Raw genomic sequence first — 17,966 nt, 5'->3', positions numbered from 1 at the left:
GCGGGCGCGGGCGGCACTCGCCACGCCCCGCGGCCGCCGTGGTTCAGGAGCGGTGCTTGGCGCGATCGGCGGCCGGCGTGTAGCCGTAGGCCTCGCGGTAGCGGGTGATGAAGTGGGGCATGGAGACGAAGCCGGTGGACTGCGCGATGTCCTCCGGCGCGCGGGAGCTGCGCAGCAGCGCGCGCCGCGCGCGCTCCAGGCGCAGTTGCAGGTACTTGCGCGCGGGCGACATGCCCAGCTGCTCGCTGAACAGCCGCTCCAGCTGGCGCCGCGAGATGCCCAGGTAGCCGGCGATCTCGGTGGGGCTCAGCGGCTCCTCCAGGTTGCTTTCCATCATCTCCAGCGCCGAGACCACCAGCGGGTGGCCACCGGCCAGGCGGTGGCGCAGCGGGACGACCTGCTTTTCCTCGCCGCCGCGGCGCTGCGCCACCAGCAGGTCCGAGACCTGCTCGGCCAGGGCGCGGCTGCCCGGCGGGCGGCTCAGCAGCGTGGTCATCATGTCCAGCGGGCTGATGCCGCCGCTGCAGGTGTGGCGGTCGCGGTCGATCTCGAAGAGCTGCTCGGAGACCTCGATGCCGGGAAAGTCCTCCAGCAGCGCGTCGCGGTCCTCCCAGTGGATGGTGCAGCGGTAGCCCTTGAGCAGCCCGGCCTTGGCCAGCACGTAGCTGCCCGTGTCTATGCCGCCCAGCGTGGCACCGGCGGCGGCCATGCGGCGCAGCCAGGCGACGCACTCGCCGTAGCCCTGGCGCGGCAGCGGGTTGGGGCCGATCACGAACACCGCGTCGAAGTCGAGCGCGTCGGCCATGGTGAGGTCGGGCACCACGCGTATGCCGTCGCTCGAAGGCACGGGCTCGCGGGTGGCGGCCACCACGGCGTACTCGTAGGCCCGCCGCTCCAGCACCGCGTTGGCCAGGCGCAGCGGGTCGATGGCCGCGCTCAGCGCGATCAGGGAGAAGTTGGGCACGACCAGGAAGCCGAACCGTTGCAGGCCGCCATTCATCATCGAGAGCGCGCGCGTGGCCGGCCGGCTCCGCAGGGCGGGACGCGGGCCGGACAGCGCGCCGGGTGCTGTGCAAAGAAGGCTGATGATGCTCATGCGGCGGGGCTTGCGAAAGTCCTGGGCCTGCCGCCTGCGCCGCCGGGGCGGCGCGGTCGGGACGGCAGGGGTGGGCGGGGCTTCAGGCGGCGTCCATGGCCTTGCTGCCCACGGCGTCCAGCGACAGCCCGGCGGGCCGGCGCGCGAAGAACAGCGCCACCAGGGCCACGGACGCGGCCGCCACCAGGTACCAAGCCGGCGCCAGCGGCGTGCCGGTCTGCCGTATCAGCCAGGTGCAGACGAAGGGTGCCGTGCCGCCGAACAGCGTGTTGGCCAGGTTGAAGCTGAAGGCGAAGCCGCTGTAGCGCACGCGGGTGGGGAACAGCTCGGCCAGGAAGCACGCCAGCGTGCCGTCGTTCATGGCCAGCAGCGCGCCGAAGGCGATCTGCACCAGCACCAGCGTGGCGTAGTCCGCCGCGCCCAGCACGCCGAACAGCGGCACGCTGGCGGCCATGAACAGCAGCGAGGCCAGCACCAGCATCGCCTTGCGGCCCACGCGGTCCGACACCGCGCCGACCACGAAGATGAAGCCGATGTAGGTGAGCAGCGCGATGGTGGCGGCCATGAAGGAGCGCGATTCCGACAGCCCCTGCTCGGTGCTGAGGTAGGTGGGCATGTAGGACAGCAGCACGTAGAAGCCCACGGCGTTGAGGCAGGCCACCCCCAGGGCCACCAGCAGCGCGCGGCGGTGGCGAGAAAGCAGCTCGCGAATGGGCGTGGCCTCGTGCGCGTTGAGCGTGCTGGCCTCCAGCGCGCGGAAGGCGGGCGTGTCCTCCAGGCTGTTGCGTATCCAGCGGCCGATCAGGCCGAAGGGCGCGGCCAGCAGGAAGGGCAGCCGCCAGCCCCAGTCGTGCAACTGCGCGGGCGTGAGCCAGGCGTGCAGCCCGGCCACCAGCAGCGAGCCGAACAGCAGGCCCGCGGCGGTGCTGGCCGGCACCAGGCTGGTGTAGAAGCCGCGCTTTTTGGCCGGGGCGTATTCGGCGATGAAGGCCGCGGCGCCCGCGTACTCGCCGGCGGCCGAAAAGCCCTGCACCACGCGCACCAGCAGCAGCGCCACGGCGGCCCAAAGGCCCCAGCGCTCGTGGCCGGGCAGGAAGGCCATGACGAAGGTCGAGGCCGACATGATCAGGATGGACAGCGACAGCGCCTGGCGGCGGCCCAGCCGGTCGCCGATGTGGCCCCAGACGATGCCGCCCAGGGGCCGTATGAAGAAGGAGATGGCGAACACCGCGAAGGTGGACAGCAGCGCCGTGGTCTTGTCCTCCGACGGGAAGAACACGGTGGCGATCACCGTGGCCAGGTAGCCGTAGGCGGCGTAGTCGAACCACTCCACGAAGTTGCCGACGAAACTGCCCGCCGCGGCACGGCGCAGCATGCGCTGCTCGTGCCCCGCCGCGGGCCTGCCCGCCATGGCGGACGTGGGTTGCTTGGACATGCGTGTCCCCTGCTGTGCCTTGGGCCGCCCCGGGGCTTGAAGCCACGGCCCGCAGCCCCGGGTGAGTGCTGTTGAAGGCGGCACGCCCGCTGTGGGCGGGCGTGCCGCGCGCCGGCTGAAGGCTCAGGCCTTGATGATGTTGTGCGCGGGCCCGTAGGGGAAACCGGTGAGGTTGCGGTTGCCCTCGGGCGTGATTACCAGGATGTCGTGCTCGCGGTAGCCGCCCGCGCCGGGCAGGCCTTCAGGCAGCATGATCATGGGCTCCATGGACACCACCATGTTGGGCTGCAGCACGGTGTCGATGTCCTCGCGCAGCTCCAGCCCGGCCTCGCGGCCGTAGTAGTGGCTGAGCACGCCAAAGCTGTGGCCGTAGCCGAAGGTGCGGTACTGCAGCAGGTCGTGCTCCAGGTAGATCTCGTTGAGCTGGTGGGCGATGTCGCTGCACCTGGCGCCGGGCACCAGCAGCTTCTTGCCCTCGTCGTGGACCTTGCAGTTGATCTCCCAGAGTTTCAAATGGGCGTCGCTGGCGTGGTCCAGGAACAGCGTGCGCTCCAGCGCGGTGTAGTAGCCGCTGATCATGGAGAAGCAGTTCAGGCTCAGGATGTCGCCCTTTTGCACGCGGCGCGTGGTCACCGGGTTGTGGGCGCCGTCGGTGTTGAGGCCGGACTGGAACCAGGTCCAGGTGTCCATCAGCTCGGCGCCGGGGTAGCGGCGCGCGATCTCGCGCACCATGGCCGTGGTGGACGCCAGCGCCACCTCGTGCTCCGGCACGCCCTCCTTCACCGCGGCCACCAGCGCCGCGCCGCCCACGTCGCAGACCTGCGCACCGGCGGCGATGAACTCGATCTCCTCGGCGCTCTTGACCATGCGCAGCCGCATGCAGGCCGCGGAGATGTCCACGAACTCCACGCCCGGCAGCGCGTCCCTGAGCGCCTGCAGCCGGTCCACGGGCAGGTGGTCGAGCTCCACGCCGATGCGCCCGCGCGCGGGCAGGCATTGCGCCGCGGCGCGGAAGAAGTTGCCGCGCTGCCAGTCGGTGTAGGTGAGCACGTCGTCGGCCACGGACTTGCGCCAGGGCTGGGCGCCGTCGATGTTGGCGGCGATGACGGTGGTCTTGGCGTGCGTCACCGCCAGGCCGTAGAAGCGGCCGAAGCTGCAGTAGAGGAAGTCGCTGTAGTAGGCGACGTTGTGGTAGGAGCTGAAGAGCGCGGCGTCGATGTTCTCGGCCACGAGTTGCGCACGCAACGTGGCGATGCGCCGTGCGTATTCCTCCTTGCTGAAGGTCTTCCAGGCCGGTTCGCCGTTGCGCAGGCGGATGGTGCTGGGCATGTCCATGGTCGTCTCCTTGGGGGGGTGGAAGGTGACGCCATGGTGTGGCGCGGGGGCCTGGCGCGGTTTGCGGTTGCGACAGCCGGTTTGCCGCTTGCGCCACGGCTTGAAGGGGTTTTCCCGCTTGGGGTTGGCCCTGAATGCGCTCGGCGCCTACGCGAGCGCGAGCGGCTGCAGCAGCGCGTCGCGCTGCACGCGAAAGCGCGCCGCCTGCGCCGTGAGCCAGGCCAGCACGTTTTCCGCGCGCGCCGTGCGCTGCATGGGGCAGACAAAGTGGTACGAAGCCCGCGAGCGCACCGGGAGTCCGAAGGGCACCACCAGGCGGCCGGCGGCCAGCTCGTCCAGCACCAGCGCCGCCCTCCCAATGGCAATGCCCTGCCCGGCCAGCGCCGCGCCCTGCGCCAGCAGCGACAGGTTGAAGTGGTGCCCCTGCTCCAGGCCGGGCAGCTCCACGCCGGTGTGGCGCAGCCAGTGCGCCCACTCCTCGCAGGGGCCGGCGCCGTCCCAGGCGCTGCTGTCGTGCAACAGCAGCTCCGGCCGCAGGTCCGCCGCCGAGCGCAGTTGCGGGTGCGCGGCCAGGAAGGCGGGGCTGGCCACGGGCAGCAGCCATTCGTCCAGGATCTCGATGGCCACCAGGTCCTGGTAGCGGCCCAGGTCGTAGCGCAGCGCGGCGGCTACCTCGTCGCGCGCCATGCGCTCGCGGTCCAGCGCATGGAACTCGCCGATGACGCGCAGGCCGATGTCCGGGTGGCTGCGATAGAAGTCGCCCAGGCGCGGCGTGAGCCAGCCCATGGCGAAGGACGGCGCGCAGCTCAGCGCCAGCGGCCCCGCGGCCGGCGGGATGCGCAACTGCACCAGCGTGCCCTCTATGGCCTGGAAGGACTCGCGCACCACCGAGGCCAGCCACTGCCCCTCCGGCGTGAGCACCAGGCTGCGCGGGCTGCGCAGGAACAGCGGCCGCTGCAGCCAGCCCTCAAGTTGCTTGACCTGCTGGCTCACCGCGCCCTGCGTCACGCACAACTCCGTGGCGGCCTTGGTGAAGCTCATGCACCGGGCTGCGGCTTCGAAGCACCGCAACCATGCAAGAACGGACGGAGAGAGCCTGGTATCCACGTCATGCCCCAGTTTGACTAATGACCAGGGCAATATAAATGCTTTGCGCGGCAGCGCCGGCCGGCCCACCATGGCAACACCAGACGACGAATAAAGACGACTCCATGCCGCAACCGACCACCGCAACCCCGCCGGGCACCGCACCGGCCGGCACCCTTGCCGCCCAGCAGGCGGGCACCTTCGACCTTCAAGCCCTGCAGCGGGGCGAGCCGGTGCTGTGGGCGGCCACCGCGCCGCGGCCCGCCGCCCAGGCGCCAAACGGCGCAGGTATTAGCCAGCTTGATGTGGAGGCGGCCGTGGCGCGCTGGCGCCGCTTCGCGCCGCTGCTGGCCGGGCTGTTCCCGGAGCTGCAGGCGCGGGAGGGCGTGATCGAGTCCGAACTGCTGCCCGTGCCCGCGCTGCAGCAGGCGCTGGGCCTGTCGCCGGACTTCGGCACCCTGTTCGTGAAGGCCGACCACGGCCTGCCGGTGGCGGGCTCCGTCAAGGCGCGCGGCGGCATCCACGAGGTGCTGGAGCACGCCGAGGCGCTGGCGCTGCGCCATGGCCTGCTCACGCCGGACGGCGACTACCGCGTGCTGGCCGGCCCGGCCGCGCGCGCCCTGTTCGCCCGCCACCAGGTGGCCGTGGGCTCCACGGGCAACCTGGGCCTGGCCATTGGCGTGATGGCCTCGGCCCTGGGCTTCAAGGCCGTGGTGCACATGTCGGCCGACGCCAAGGACTGGAAAAAGGCCCGGCTGCGCGCACGCGGCGTGGACGTGGTGGAGCACGCGGGCGACTACGCCCAGGCCGTGGCCGCGGGCCGCCGCGAGGCCGAGGCCGACCCGGCTTGCCACTTCGTGGACGACGAGCGCTCGCGCTCGCTGTTCCTGGGCTACGCCGCCGCGGCCCCGCACCTGGCGCGGCAACTGGCCGCCCTGGGCCGCCCGGTGGACGCGCAGCACCCGCTCTTCGTGTACCTGCCCTGCGGCGTGGGCGGCGCGCCGGGCGGTGTCGCCTTCGGCCTGGCGCAGATCTTCGGCCCCCACGTGCACTGCTTCTTCGCCGAGCCCACGGCATCGCCGTGCTTCCTGCTGCAGATGCTGGCCACCACGCCGGGCTTCGAATTTTTGGGCAGCAACCCGTCGGTCTACGACGTGGGCCTGGACAACCGCACCGAGGCCGACGGCCTGGCCGTGCCCAGCGCCTCGGAGCTGGCCGCCGCCGTGGCGGGGCCGTTGCTGGGCGGCGTCTACACGGTGCAGGACGAGACGCTGTTCAAGCTGCTGCACGCCGCCGCCCGCACCGAGGGGCTGCGCATTGAGCCCTCGGCCGCGGCCGGCTTCACCGGCCCCGCCATGCTGCGCGACACGTCCGCGGGCCAGGCCTACATCGAGCGGCACGGCCTGCGGCTGCACATGGCCGCGGCCACGCACATCGCCTGGACCACCGGGGGCCTGTTCGTCCCCGAGGACGAGTACGCCCGCTTCCTGGCCCGCGGCCAGGAGGCCGCCGCCGCTTCAGACGCGGCAGCCTGAATTCCACGCAAGGTTTCTCTCTCAACCACCCCCGCCCAAAGGAACGCCCCATGAAGAAGCCCACTTTCCTGCTCCATGCCACGGTTGCGGCCGCGGCGCTCGCGGCGCCGCTGGGCGTTGCCTGGGCGGCGGACACGACGTACCCCACCAAGCCGATCCAACTGGTGATCCCCTTCCCGCCGGGCGGTGCCACCGACGTGGCCGGGCGGCTGCTGGCCAAGGCGCTGGAGGCCAAGCTGGGCCAGACCGTGATGGCGGACAACCGCGCCGGCGCCGGCACCGTCATTGGCGCCAGCTTCGTGGCCAAGGCCCCGGCCGATGGCCACACGCTGCTGGTGAGCTCGGGCACCACCTTCACCGTCAACCCGGCCATCCAGCCCAAGCTGCCCTACGACCCCGTGAAGAGCTTCGAGCCGGTGGGGCTGGTGGCGCGCACGGGATTGATCCTGCTGGCCAATAAGGACGTGCCGGCCAACAACCCCAAGGAGTTCGTCGCGCTGGCCAAGTCGCAGCCCGGCAAGCTGGCCTTCGCCTCCTTCGGCAACGGCTCCACGGCGCACTTCACCGGCGAGCTGCTGGCGCACATCACCGGCACGCAGCTCATGCACGTGCCCTACAAGGGCAGCGCCCCGGCGATGACGGACCTCATGGGCGGCCAGGTGCCCTTTGCCGTGGACACCGTGGCCGCGGCCATTCCGCAGCTCAAGGGCGGCAAGATCAAGCCCATCGCCGTCACCACGGCCAAGCGCTCCACGCTGCTGCCGGGCGTGCCCACCTTCGCCGAAAGCGGCTACGCCCTGGACGCCGACACCTGGCTGGCGGTGGTGGCCCCGCGCGGCCTGCCGCCCGCGGTGAAGGCCAAGCTGGAGAAGGCGCTGGCCGAGGTGATGGAGCAGCCGGACGTGCGGGAGAAACTCGCGGCCAGCGGCTTCGAGCCCGGCTACCAGAACGGCGCGGCAGTGGAGGCGCTCATCCAAAAGGAGCTGCCGCTGATGCGTGAAACTGCGCAGCGCGCCCACATCACCGCCGACTGACCGAAAGGCTCACGCCATGCCCATGACGGAAGGTTTCCTGCCCTTCCCGCCCGCCGCCACGGCGGGCCAAGCCCTTGCCGAGGTGGACACGCCCGCCCTGCTGCTGGACCTGGACGCCTTCGAGCGCAACCTGGCCCGCATGCAGGCCGCGGCCGACGCCGCCGGCGTGCACTTGCGCCCGCATGCCAAGGCGCACAAGTGCCCTGCCGTGGCGCTGGCGCAGATGGCGCGCGGCGCGGTGGGCGTGTGCTGCCAGAAGGCCAGCGAGGCGCTGCCCTTCCTGCTTGCCGGGGTGCGCGACGTGCACGTGAGCAACGAGCTGGCCTCGCCGCTCAAGGCGCGCGCGCTGGCGCAGTGGGCTCGCCAGGCCCGCTTGAGCGTGTGCGTGGACGACGCCGCGCAGGTGGACACGCTGGCCGAGGCCACGCGCGAGGCCGGCAGCTCCCTCGACGTGCTGGTGGAAATCGACATCGGCCAGGGCCGCTGCGGCGTGGCCGACGCGGCCGCCGTGCAGCGGCTGCTGCAGCGGCTGGCGCCGCATCCGCAATTGAGCTTCGCCGGGCTGCAGGCCTACCAGGGCGGGCTGCAGCACCTGCGCAGCCGGGCCGAGCGGCGCGAACAGGCGCTGCGCGCGGCGGCGCGGGCCGGCGAGGTCGTGACGGCGCTGGAAAACGCCGGGGTGCGCTGCGCCACCGTCACCGGCGGCGGCACGGGCAGCGTGGAGTGGGACCTGGAAAGCGGCGTCTACACCGAGCTGCAGCCGGGCTCCTACGCCTTCATGGACCGCGACTACGCCGACAACGAGGCCGGCGCGCTGCGCTTCGAGCACGCCTTGTTCGTCGCCACGCGCGTGATGAGCACGGCCGCGGGTACGCACGCCGTGGTGGACGCGGGGCTCAAATCGCTGACGCTGGAGTGCGGCCTGCCGGTGCTGTGGCCCGCCGATGGCGCGTTGGCCTACACACAAGCCAACGACGAGCACGGCCTCGTGGCGGGCGCACCGCTGCCCGCGCTGGGCAGCCTGCTGCGCCTGGTGCCCGGCCACTGCGACCCGACTTTCAATTTGCACGACGAGATCGTGGCCTTCCGCGGCGAGCGCGTCGAAGCCGTGTGGCCCGTGGCCGCGCGCGGCCTGAGCCGCTGACTTCACTGACACCCCCAAAAACCGAGAGAGACAAACCCCATGCAGAACACCGACATCACCGCCCTGAGCGCCGTCGAGATGCGCCGCCGCATCGGTGCGCGGCAGCTCTCGCCGGTCGAGCTGCTGCAGGCATGCATCGCGCGCATCGAGGCGGTGAACCCCTACGTCAACGCCGTCACCGCCACCTGCTTCGAGCGCGCCCGCGAGGAGGCCCGCGCCGCCGAGCAGGCCGTCATGAAGGGCGAGCCGCTGGGCCTGCTGCACGGCCTGCCGCTGGGCGTGAAGGACCTGGAAGAGACGGCCGGGCTGCTCACCACCTACGGCTCGCCCATACACCGCGGCAACGTGCCGGCGGCCGACAACGTGCTGGTGGCGCGGCTGCGCGCGGCCGGCGCCATCGTGGCGGGCAAGACCAACGTGCCGGAGATGGGCGCGGGCGCGAACAGCTTCAACCCGGTCTGGGGCGCCACGGGCAACCCCTTCAACCCGAACCTGAACGCGGGCGGCTCCTCCGGCGGCTCGGCCGCGGCGCTGGCGCTGGACCTGCTGCCGGTGTGCACGGGCTCGGACACGGGCGGCTCGCTGCGCATTCCGGCGGCCAAGTGCGGCGTGGTGGGCTTCCGGCCCTCGCCCGGCGTGGTGCCCAGCTCGCGCAAGCCGCTGGGCTGGACGCCCATCTCCGTGGTCGGCCCCATGGGCCGCACCGTGGCCGACGCCTGCCTGCAGCTCGCGGCCACGGCCGGCGTATCGGCCACCGACCCGCTGACCTACGAGCTGGACCCGATGAGCTTCTTGCTGCCGCAGGACGTGGACCTGAGCGGCCTGCGCGTGGGCTACACCGAGGACTTCGGCGCCTGCGCCGTGGACGACGGCATACGCGCCGTGTTCCGCGAGAAGGTGCAGGCCATGCGCCACCTCTTCCGCAGTTGCGAGCCGCTGGCGCTGGACTTGGGCGAGGTGCACCGCTGCTTCGACGTGCTGCGCGCCGAGGCCTTCGTGGCCGGCATGCGCGAGGCCTACGAGCGCGACCCGATGAGCCTGGGCCCCAACCCGCGCGCCAACTACGAGATGGGCGCCGCGATGCGGCTGCTGGACTGCGCCTGGGCGCAGGCCGAGCAGACGCGCATCCTGGCGCGCTTCCAGGCCGCCTTCCGCGACGTGGACGTGATCCTGGCGCCCACCACGCCCGTGTCGCCCTTCCCCTGGACGCAGCCGCACGCCGCCACCATCAACGGGCAGGCCCAGGAGAACTACTACCGCTGGCTGTCGCTGACCTACGTCACCACGCTGACCACGCACCCCGCGCTGAGCCTGCCCTGCGGCACGGACCACGCGGGCATGCCTTTCGGCCTGCAGGTGGTTGGGCGCTTCCGCGCCGACCGCCACACGCTGGGCGTGGCGCACGCGATGGAGCAGGCCTTCAACGGCATGGACGCGCTGCGCCGGCCGGTGCCGGACGCGGGCCGGCTGCGGCGGGCCGAGCCGGCGCTGGACTCCATCGTCACCGCGCCGCCCGTGCTGGGCGGCACCTCCACCGGCACCGCCTCGGCGGTCTGAAACGCCATGGACCGTTTTGATTTCATCGTGATCGGTGCCGGCATTGCCGGCGCCTCGGCCGCTTATGAGATTGCGGAGCGGGCCGGCGTGCTGCTGCTGGAGCGAGAGAGCCAGCCGGGCTACCACACTACGGGCCGCTCGGCGGCGCTGTACATGGAGAGCTACGGCACGCCGGCCATACGCGCGCTCACGCGGGCCAGCCGCGCCTTCTTCGACGCGCCGCCGGAGGTGTTCGGCAGCGAGCCGCTGCTGTCGCCGCGCGGCGTGCTGCACGTGGCGCAGCCGGACCAGGGCGAGCTGCTGGAGGCGGCGTGGCGGGAACTCTCCGAGCGCGGCGGCGGCGTGCGCCGCGTGGGCCGCGACGAGATGCTGGCGCTGGTGCCCTGCCTGCGCCCCGAGGCCACGGGCGCGGGCCTGGCCGAGGACAGCGCCAGCGACATCGACGTGCACGCGCTGCACCAGGGCTACCTGCGCGGGCTGCGCCAGCGCGGCGGGCAGGTGCGCAACCACGCGGAGGTGGTGGCGCTGTCGCGCGCGGACGGCCTGTGGACCGTGCGGCTGGCCGACGGGCAAGCCGTGCAGGCGCGCCACGTGGTGAATGCCGCCGGCGCCTGGGCCGACGAGATTGCGAAGCTGGCCGGCGTGCGCCTGATCGGCCTGGAGCCGCGGCGGCGCAGCGCCTTTACCTTCTCGGCGCCCGCGGGCGTGGACGCCAGCCGCTGGCCGGCGGTGGTGGGCGTGGACGAGAGCTATTACTTCAAGCCGGATGCGGGGCAGTTGCTGGGCTCGCCGGCCAATGCCGACCCGGTGGCGCCGCACGACGTGGTGCCGGAAGAGCTGGACGTGGCGATGGGCATCTACCGCATCGAGCAGGCCACCACCATGACCATCCGCCGCCCGGGGCACACCTGGGCGGGTTTGCGCTCCTTCGTGGCCGACGGCGACATGGTGATCGGCTGGGACGTGCAGGCCGAAGGCTTCTTCTGGCTGGCCGCGCAAGGCGGCTACGGCATACAGAGCGCGCCGGGCGCGGCGCTGCTGGCGCGCAGCCTGGCTTTGGGCGAGCCGCTGCCGCAGGGGTTGCAGGACCAGGGGGTGGATGTGCGGGCGCTGTCGCCTGGGCGGCTGGACTGAGCGCACGCGGCGAGCGGGAGAAAACGATGCTGACCAGCCAAAACAAATCAACTTTTAGGACATTGAGATAAAGCAACAGCAAAGCGGCTTTAACTTGATATTGATTAAAGGCGGGAAAGAAATTTTGTGATTTCTTCTCGCTTATTTTTTGGACGGTGTCTTCGTGAAAACAACGAAGCGCTTGGTCCTGTGAACGCAGGCGGTCTAGCAGGCTAGGCGGTTTAATCTGATTTTCGTCAAGGCCAGCTCCTGAATTTCCAAGGCGACTAAAGACTTGGCGACGCGAAATTTCCAGGTGTCGAAGTCGCTTCGTGTATCAGTCCTGTCCATCCGCCGCTGAATCTATAGCGGAGGGCGAGTTAGCGCGATATGCCAAGGCAGTGCGTAGAGTGGAAATGCCACGTTCGAGTTGTTCATGCCGCGGCGGCGCCCAGTTACCGATCGGGTCAATTTACGTTGAGTGATGCTGGCGCTATGAGTTGTCGGTCTGTTTCGTCTTTGAAATGCACTGCGGCGTTTGCAGAGACGGTGCGTGTGACGTATTGCTCACGGCTTACAGTCCGCTTTCTGGTTCTCGCAGGCGATGCTACGAAAATCGGTGCAAGGCTAGATGGCCTTCGATCCTGTCAATCTCAAGGATCAAAAATATTTTTGGTCGCCTCAAACCCTAATTTGAGACCTACTGAGCGCACACATTAGGCCAACCGTTTTTCAAGAGGAAAGATGACACCTTACCGCAATCTCAACGGAAACTCGAATGTAGTAGCATATGAGTCAGCTGACGACTCAATTCACGTGGTATTCAAATCTGGCACACATCGCAACTATCTATACAACCATATTCAGCCAGGCAGGGCTATGGTTGATCGGATGAAAACCTTAGCCACCCAGGGGCACGGCTTGAACTCGTATATTTTTACCGCCGTAAAAAGCAATTTCGCAAAAAAGTGGTAAATCGCTTCAAAAATTCTACCATAACGGAATATCTATAAGCCGCGGTTTTGAGCACCCTTCGTAGCTTTACCGTTACAACAGCCCTCTCTTCGAACGTTGAGGGCTGCTATCATCGCAATTTATTGGTCCGCTTCATCTCTAAACTGCACTGCGTTTTTGCGAGAGTGGTGTGCGTGACATATCGCTCACAACTAGCCGCCGAACTGACATTTCTCGCGGGCGGTCCTACGGAAATCCTTGTGGAACTTGGCGACCTCTTCGACCTAATCAAGCTTAAGCACCAAATTTCCGTCTTATCAACCCGACCCTAATTTTCAAAAGATCGAAAAAGCTGTGTTTGCTCCGACCGCCGAACTCACAAGAATTCCATGAAAACCATAAACCTCCCAATGCAATTTTTCTCACGGATATTCATTGCCATCAGCTTGCTGGTCTTCGCAGCCCCTTTCTGCTGCGCGGCAAATGAAAGTTGGCCTTCAACCGTGGTCAAAATCGAAGACTTGAGAACCACCTCGGAATTCGAAATACGTATTCCGGCCATAGTGGTGAAGGGCAAAGTGACCGGTCCTGCCATCATCCGAGCGCATGTAGCCACGGACGGCGCAGTGGTTCGGACAGCACTTCTGTCTTCCTGTGGAAATGCAGACCTGGATGAAGCATCGTTGCGCGCCATAAGGGCAATGCGATTTGATCCTTACCTGGTGAATGGCGAACCAACCGATGTTTCACTTGTATTGCCCGTGCACATTCCCAAAAATTTCGGCCGAAGCAGATAAGCCACACATTTTGCCTTTTACCCAATAAAAGGGTGCCATCTAAAACAGTCCATCATATTTTGATGAATGTGGGAGCGTGGTCGGCAGTCCATATCGGAAAATGGAGCTCCTGGTCTTTGCTGGTCATCATGACATTCACCATCGTGGCCAATCTCAAACATATCAAGGGGCACATTCATGTTCCCGCGTAACAGGGCCGACGACCCCGGTATACGATGCAGCAAATCCAGTTCGGTGCTGCGCACGCTTGAGAAAAGCCCTTTGCCTATTCGGCGTTGATCGCAAGCTCACGGTCTATCAATTTTCGGAACATGCAACACCCAACCAACAGTAAAAAACGGGCCCTTCAATGGCCCCTTCTAAAACAAAAAAAGTTTTCGGAGATGCTGAGGCTGGCGGCCGCTGATTGGTTCAAGTCCAAGAAGCTTCCCACGCATACTCACATGCCCTACTGCCTGGGAGAATGGGAACAATGGCCATCCAACCTGATTCTGCCTGAAGTAGCCGACTATATTCAAAAGCAGCGCGAAGCCGCCTCCGAGAAAAAATCGCCTTTCCCTCTGCACAAATATCTCCATCATGGGATGAGCAGCCAGGCCATGGCATTCAATCTCATTGGACCGCTCATTACGAGACAAGATTATTCTCCACTCATCTCCTTGTTGAAATCCAAGAACGTGGAAGGCGCCTCGGAAATCGCCGAAGCCGTTTTCGAATACGAGGACAGGAAAGTGTTCAACGAGGACGCGGGGCAACCCACCTCCATCGATATTGCACTCAAAGACAAGAACGGCCAGCCCTTCATTTTCATCGAGTCGAAATTCGATGAAAGAGCATTCGGCGGCTGTTCAGTGTTTGGGCTTGGAGACTGTTCTGGAGCCAGCCCCATTGGCTTTGAAGACGATTGCTTTTTGCACTTCATCGGCCGAAAATATTGGCCGCTCATGAGCAAGCACGGCATCACGGACCAATTGAAGAATGAACGCCAGTGCATATTTGCCATGCACTACCAGTTCTTCAGGGAAATTCTTTTCTCCATCGAAAAAAATGGCACTTTCGTCCTGCTGAGCGATGAACGAAGTCCCGTGTTTTCAAGTCGCACCGGTGAAGACAGGCGCAGCTTGATGCCATTTCTTACCAGCTTCTTGCCTGAAGAATTAAAATCCAGAGTAGTCGCTATCAGCACACAAGAATTGGTCAGGGAAATCGAGCACAACCCAAGGCACGAAGACTGGATACCGGAATTCAAGAGAAAGTATGCAATGAACGCTCTCTGATTTCCTGCCAGTCCACATCCGTCGACGGCGACATCACCGCCTATTCAGGAGACGCACCATGCCCACCGGCACTGTTCATCTTCACCGCGTGCTGCGCGCACCGGCCCAACGGGTTTATCGAGCATTTGTGGAGGGCGATGCACTCGCGAAATGGCTGCCGCCCCATGGCTTTACCTGCCAGGTACACCACCTGGAAGCCAAGGTCGGCGGCACATTCAAAATGTCGTTCACCAATTTCGGCTCCGGCCACGCCCACTCCTTTGGCGGCGAGTATCTGGAATTGGAACCAGGCCAGCGCATTCGCTACACGGACCGGTTTGACGACCCCAACCTGCCCGGCGAATTGCAGGTCACGATTGAATTGACGGAGGTGTCCTGCGGCACGGACATGCGCATCGTGCAGTCCGGCATTCCGGAGGCCATTCCCGTCGAAATGTGTTATTTCGGCTGGCAAGAATCCCTGGCGCAATTGGCGGCGCTGGTGGAGCCTGAGATTCCGGGCTGAACTGGAAGCCGCCCTTGGCGGCTTCCTGTCCAGCGGATGACGCCGCTCAGGCGTGCGTCAGCCCCACGAAGGCTTCCATCACCTTGTGCGGGTTCTGCATCAACTCCGCCTTCCACTCACCCAGCGCGCGGCCGGAGTGGATCAGCCCGCGCAGGGCGCCCACGTGGCGCGGCTGGCCTATGGTGATGGCGCCCACCAGGCGGTCGCCGTGGAAGCACAGCCGGGTGTACAGGTTGCGCGCCTCGTCGGTCAGCTCCACGACTTCACCGCCCTCGCGGCCCTTCCACTCGCCAAAGGTGTGCGAGATCAGGCCCACCGTGTCCAGCACGTTCATGCTCAGGCTGCCGCGGTAGGGCACGTCCTTGCCCACCATGTTGAGCGCCGCAATGCGCCCGTGCTCCGTGGCCGTGGGCTGCAGCGCGTGCACCACCCACTCGCCCGTCGAGAAGTCGCGGCCCTGCGCCACGTCGCCCGCGGCGTACACGCAAGGCACCGTGGTGCGCATGCGGTCGTCGATGAGGATGCCCTGGTCGATCTTGGCGCCCGTGCCCTCCAGGAAGGCGATGTTGGGGTGCACGCCGGTGGCCAGGATGATGAGGTCGGCGTCAATGGTGCGCGTGTCCATCACCAGGCGCGGACCGGGCTCGATGCGCTCGGTGCGGCCGGAGGTGATCACCTCCACGCCCTTGCCCTCCAGCCAGCGCTGCAGCATGCGGCTGCCCACGGGGGTCATCATGGTGCGCAGGATCTGCCCGGCACGGCCGGCAATCACCGACAGCTTCACGCCCGTGCCCACCAGCGCCTTCATGCACACGCCCGCCACGAAGCCGGCACCGATCATCACCACGCGGGCGCCGGGCTTGAGCTTGTCGGCAATGGCGCGGGCGTCTTCCAGCGTCCAGCACGTCACCACGCCGGGCAGGTCCGTGCCGGGAATGGGCGGCAGCGAGGGCGAGGAGCCCGTGGCCACCAGCAGCCGGTCGTAGTCCAGCGTGCTGCCGTCGTCCAGCTCCACCGTGCCGCCAGTGGGCCGGGCCTGCACGCGCAGCGCCTTGCGGTTGAGGTAGCGGATGCCCAGCGTCTCGTAGTGCAGCGGCGTCTTGCGCTGCAGCGCGCCGGCTTCGTCAATCGAGCCGTTGAGGATGTAGGGGATCGCCATGCGGGCATAGGGCTCGCCCGGCTCGCCACTGACCAGCGTGATCAGCCCATCCGGGTCGTGCTCGCGCAGCGCCTCCACGGCCCGCACGCCGGCGGGGCCGGCACCGATCACGACGTACTTCATTGCCATGCTCATTCCTCAAAAATGCAGGCAGGCATCGTGGTCAAAGCGGCTGACGCGGGGCTGAAAAAATAGGGCAATGCATGCATAAGTTGGCCTGCATCAGGCAACCCTTCACAGCGTGGGCAGCTCGACCGTGAAGGTGCTGCCCCGCCCCGCCCCGTCGCTGGCGGCGCTGATGTGGCCGCCGTGCATCTCCACCAGGCGCCGCGCCAGCGACAGCCCAATGCCCAGGCCGCCCTGCGAGCGCTCCAGCGCGGCGCCCACCTGCGTGAACAGGTCGAACACCTTGTCCAGCATCTGCGGCGGTATGCCTATGCCGTTGTCGCTCACGGCGATGCTCACGCGCCGCTGCGGCAGGCAACGCGCGGCCAGGCGCACATGCCCACCCTCGCGCGTGTACTTGGCGGCGTTGTTGAGCAGGTTGCTCAAGACCTGCGACAGCCGCGTGGCGTCGGCGTCCAGCAGCACGGGCTCGGCGGGCAGCGCCAGCTCCAGCCGGTGGCCGGCGGCGTCCAGCAGCGGGCGGCTGGTCTCCAGCGCGGCTTCCACCAGCGCGCCCAGCGCCACCGTAGCCTTGCGCAGCTCCACCTTGCCGCGGCTCACGCGGGAGACGTCGAGCAAATCGTCCACCAGCCGGACCATGTGGGCGAGCTGGCGCTCCATCAGCTCCCGCGCGCGCACGCCCACGGCGCTGCCGGCCTCGGCGTGGCGCAGTATGGCCAGGCCGTTGGAGATGGGCGCCAGCGGGTTGCGCAGCTCGTGCGCCAGGGTGGCGAGAAACTCGTCCTTGCGCGCGTCAGCCTCGCGCAGCGCCTGCTCCACCTGCTTGCGCTGCGTGATGTCGCTGAACAGCAGCGCCACCTTGTGCTCGGCCGGGTTGCCGATGCGAAAGGCGAACACGTCGAACCAGCGGCCCATGGAGGGCGCGTGGTCCTCGAAGCGCAGCGGCTCGCCCGAGACCGCCACGCGCGCGTAGGTGTGCACCCACGTCAGCTCCAGGTTGGGAATGAGCTCGCGCGCCGTGCGCCCAAGCGCGCCGGCCATGCCGGTGTGGCGCTCGAAGGCCGGGTTGATCTCCACGAAGCGGTAGTCGTGCGGCTGCCCCGCGGCGTCGAAGAGCAACTGCAGGATGCAAAAGCCCTCGTCTATGGACTCGAACAGCGTGCGGTAGCGCGCCTCGCTGCGCACCAGCGCCAGCTCCACGGCCTTGCGCTGGGTGATCTCCAGGAAGAGCACGCAGAACTGGCCGTGGCCCAGGGCGCGGGCGCGGGCCTCGTACCAGCGGTCGTTGAGCGCGGGCACGTGCACTTCGAACTCCGCGGGCTCGCCGCTGTCCACCACGCGGGCGTAAGTGCGTATGAGATCGTCCGGCACGCCCGGAATGACTTCGCGCACCGGGCGGCCCAGTGCGTGCTGCATGGGGATGCCGGTGAGCCGCTCGAAGGCCGGGTTGACCTCGACGAAGCGGAAGTCTGTCATGCGGCCCGCGGCGTCGCGCAGGGCCTCGGCGACGAAGAAGCCTTCGCCCATGCGCTCGAACAGCCCGCGCCAGCGGGCCTCGCCGGCGTGCTGGCCTTGGGGTCCGGGGCCGTCCTCAGCGTGTTCCATGCCGGCATCTTTGCATGGTCACTCCTGGAGCTGGCGGTGAAGGACTTGGCGATGCGGCGGCACTCCCGCGCGGCCGCATCGCCTGGTGCCGGCGGTTTATTCGCCCAGGTAGGCCGCGCGCACCTTGGGGTCGGCCAGCAGCTGCTTGGCCGGGCCGGTCATGGTGATCTCGCCGGACTCCATCACGTAGCCGCGGTTGGCCAGGCCC

15 protein-coding genes and 1 pseudogene are annotated in these 17,966 nt (G+C 67.6%); 9 read left to right on the top strand and 7 right to left on the bottom strand.

Translation table 11 applies throughout. The features are described from left to right. Positions 1-43: 43 nt before the first annotated feature. The 4 genes from SM757_RS05870 to SM757_RS05855 form a co-directional block, all read right to left on the bottom strand. Positions 44-1,096, bottom strand: a complete 1,053-nt coding sequence (locus tag SM757_RS05870) for a GlxA family transcriptional regulator (RefSeq protein WP_322464753.1) — start codon at positions 1,094-1,096, stop codon at positions 44-46. Positions 1,097-1,178: 82 nt separating this feature from the next. Next, a complete protein-coding gene (locus SM757_RS05865) occupies positions 1,179-2,531 on the bottom strand; it encodes an MFS transporter (protein ID WP_322464752.1) in 1,353 nt (450 codons plus the stop codon). Between the two features lie 123 nt (positions 2,532-2,654). Then, the gene (locus SM757_RS05860) at positions 2,655-3,866 is read right to left on the bottom strand and encodes a M24 family metallopeptidase (protein WP_322464751.1); all 1,212 of its coding nucleotides are present in this window, start codon (positions 3,864-3,866) and stop codon (positions 2,655-2,657) included. Between the two features lie 147 nt (positions 3,867-4,013). Continuing rightward, positions 4,014-4,973, bottom strand: coding sequence for a LysR substrate-binding domain-containing protein (locus tag SM757_RS05855; RefSeq protein WP_322464750.1), 960 nt, complete (start codon positions 4,971-4,973; stop codon positions 4,014-4,016). A gap of 104 nt (positions 4,974-5,077) precedes the next feature. Between SM757_RS05855 and SM757_RS05850 the strand changes: the two genes are divergently transcribed. From SM757_RS05850 to SM757_RS05810, 9 genes and pseudogenes are all read left to right on the top strand, one after another. Then, the gene (locus SM757_RS05850) at positions 5,078-6,487 is read left to right on the top strand and encodes a D-serine ammonia-lyase (protein ID WP_322464749.1); all 1,410 of its coding nucleotides are present in this window, start codon (positions 5,078-5,080) and stop codon (positions 6,485-6,487) included. Positions 6,488-6,537: 50 nt separating this feature from the next. Continuing rightward, entirely contained in the window at positions 6,538-7,521 is a 984-nt protein-coding gene (locus SM757_RS05845; protein WP_322464748.1) for a Bug family tripartite tricarboxylate transporter substrate binding protein, read from the top strand. A 22-nt stretch (positions 7,522-7,543) separates the two neighbouring features. Then, positions 7,544-8,665 carry a DSD1 family PLP-dependent enzyme gene (locus SM757_RS05840; RefSeq protein WP_322464823.1) on the top strand — a complete coding sequence of 374 codons (1,122 nt, stop codon included), beginning with the start codon at positions 7,544-7,546 and terminating at the stop codon, positions 8,663-8,665. Between the two features lie 39 nt (positions 8,666-8,704). Further along, a complete protein-coding gene (locus SM757_RS05835) occupies positions 8,705-10,222 on the top strand; it encodes an amidase (protein WP_322464747.1) in 1,518 nt (505 codons plus the stop codon). Positions 10,223-10,228: 6 nt separating this feature from the next. Continuing rightward, positions 10,229-11,356, top strand: coding sequence for an NAD(P)/FAD-dependent oxidoreductase (locus SM757_RS05830; protein ID WP_322464746.1), 1,128 nt, complete (start codon positions 10,229-10,231; stop codon positions 11,354-11,356). Positions 11,357-12,678: 1,322 nt separating this feature from the next. Further along, positions 12,679-13,086 carry an energy transducer TonB gene (locus SM757_RS05825; RefSeq protein ID WP_322464745.1) on the top strand — a complete coding sequence of 136 codons (408 nt, stop codon included), beginning with the start codon at positions 12,679-12,681 and terminating at the stop codon, positions 13,084-13,086. Between the two features lie 68 nt (positions 13,087-13,154). Further along, positions 13,155-13,277 (top strand): annotated as a pseudogene (locus tag SM757_RS05820) (DUF817 domain-containing protein); the annotation flags it as partial. A 120-nt stretch (positions 13,278-13,397) separates the two neighbouring features. Continuing rightward, positions 13,398-14,363: a PGN_0703 family putative restriction endonuclease gene (locus tag SM757_RS05815; RefSeq protein WP_322464744.1), complete on the top strand. Its 966-nt coding sequence runs from the start codon at positions 13,398-13,400 to the stop codon at positions 14,361-14,363. Positions 14,364-14,421: 58 nt separating this feature from the next. Continuing rightward, positions 14,422-14,868, top strand: a complete 447-nt coding sequence (locus tag SM757_RS05810) for an SRPBCC family protein (protein WP_322464743.1) — start codon at positions 14,422-14,424, stop codon at positions 14,866-14,868. A gap of 46 nt (positions 14,869-14,914) precedes the next feature. Here the strand turns inward: SM757_RS05810 and SM757_RS05805 are convergent, their stop codons facing one another. The 3 genes from SM757_RS05805 to SM757_RS05795 form a co-directional block, all read right to left on the bottom strand. Continuing rightward, positions 14,915-16,156 (bottom strand): NAD(P)/FAD-dependent oxidoreductase, encoded by a 1,242-nt coding sequence (locus SM757_RS05805; RefSeq protein WP_322464742.1) that lies wholly within the window; start codon positions 16,154-16,156, stop codon positions 14,915-14,917. Between the two features lie 105 nt (positions 16,157-16,261). Next, a complete protein-coding gene (locus tag SM757_RS05800; RefSeq protein ID WP_322464741.1) occupies positions 16,262-17,758 on the bottom strand; it encodes a sensor histidine kinase in 1,497 nt (498 codons plus the stop codon). A 96-nt stretch (positions 17,759-17,854) separates the two neighbouring features. Next, on the bottom strand, positions 17,855-17,966 hold a 112-nt coding region (locus SM757_RS05795; protein ID WP_456062118.1), incomplete at its 5' end, for an ABC transporter ATP-binding protein C-terminal domain-containing protein.

This window comes from Azohydromonas lata, assembly GCF_034427735.1.
Lineage (GTDB): Bacteria > Pseudomonadota > Gammaproteobacteria > Burkholderiales > Burkholderiaceae_C > Azohydromonas > Azohydromonas lata.
Note: the sequence above shows the minus strand (reverse complement) of the source record. Positions and strands in the feature narration are given on the sequence as shown.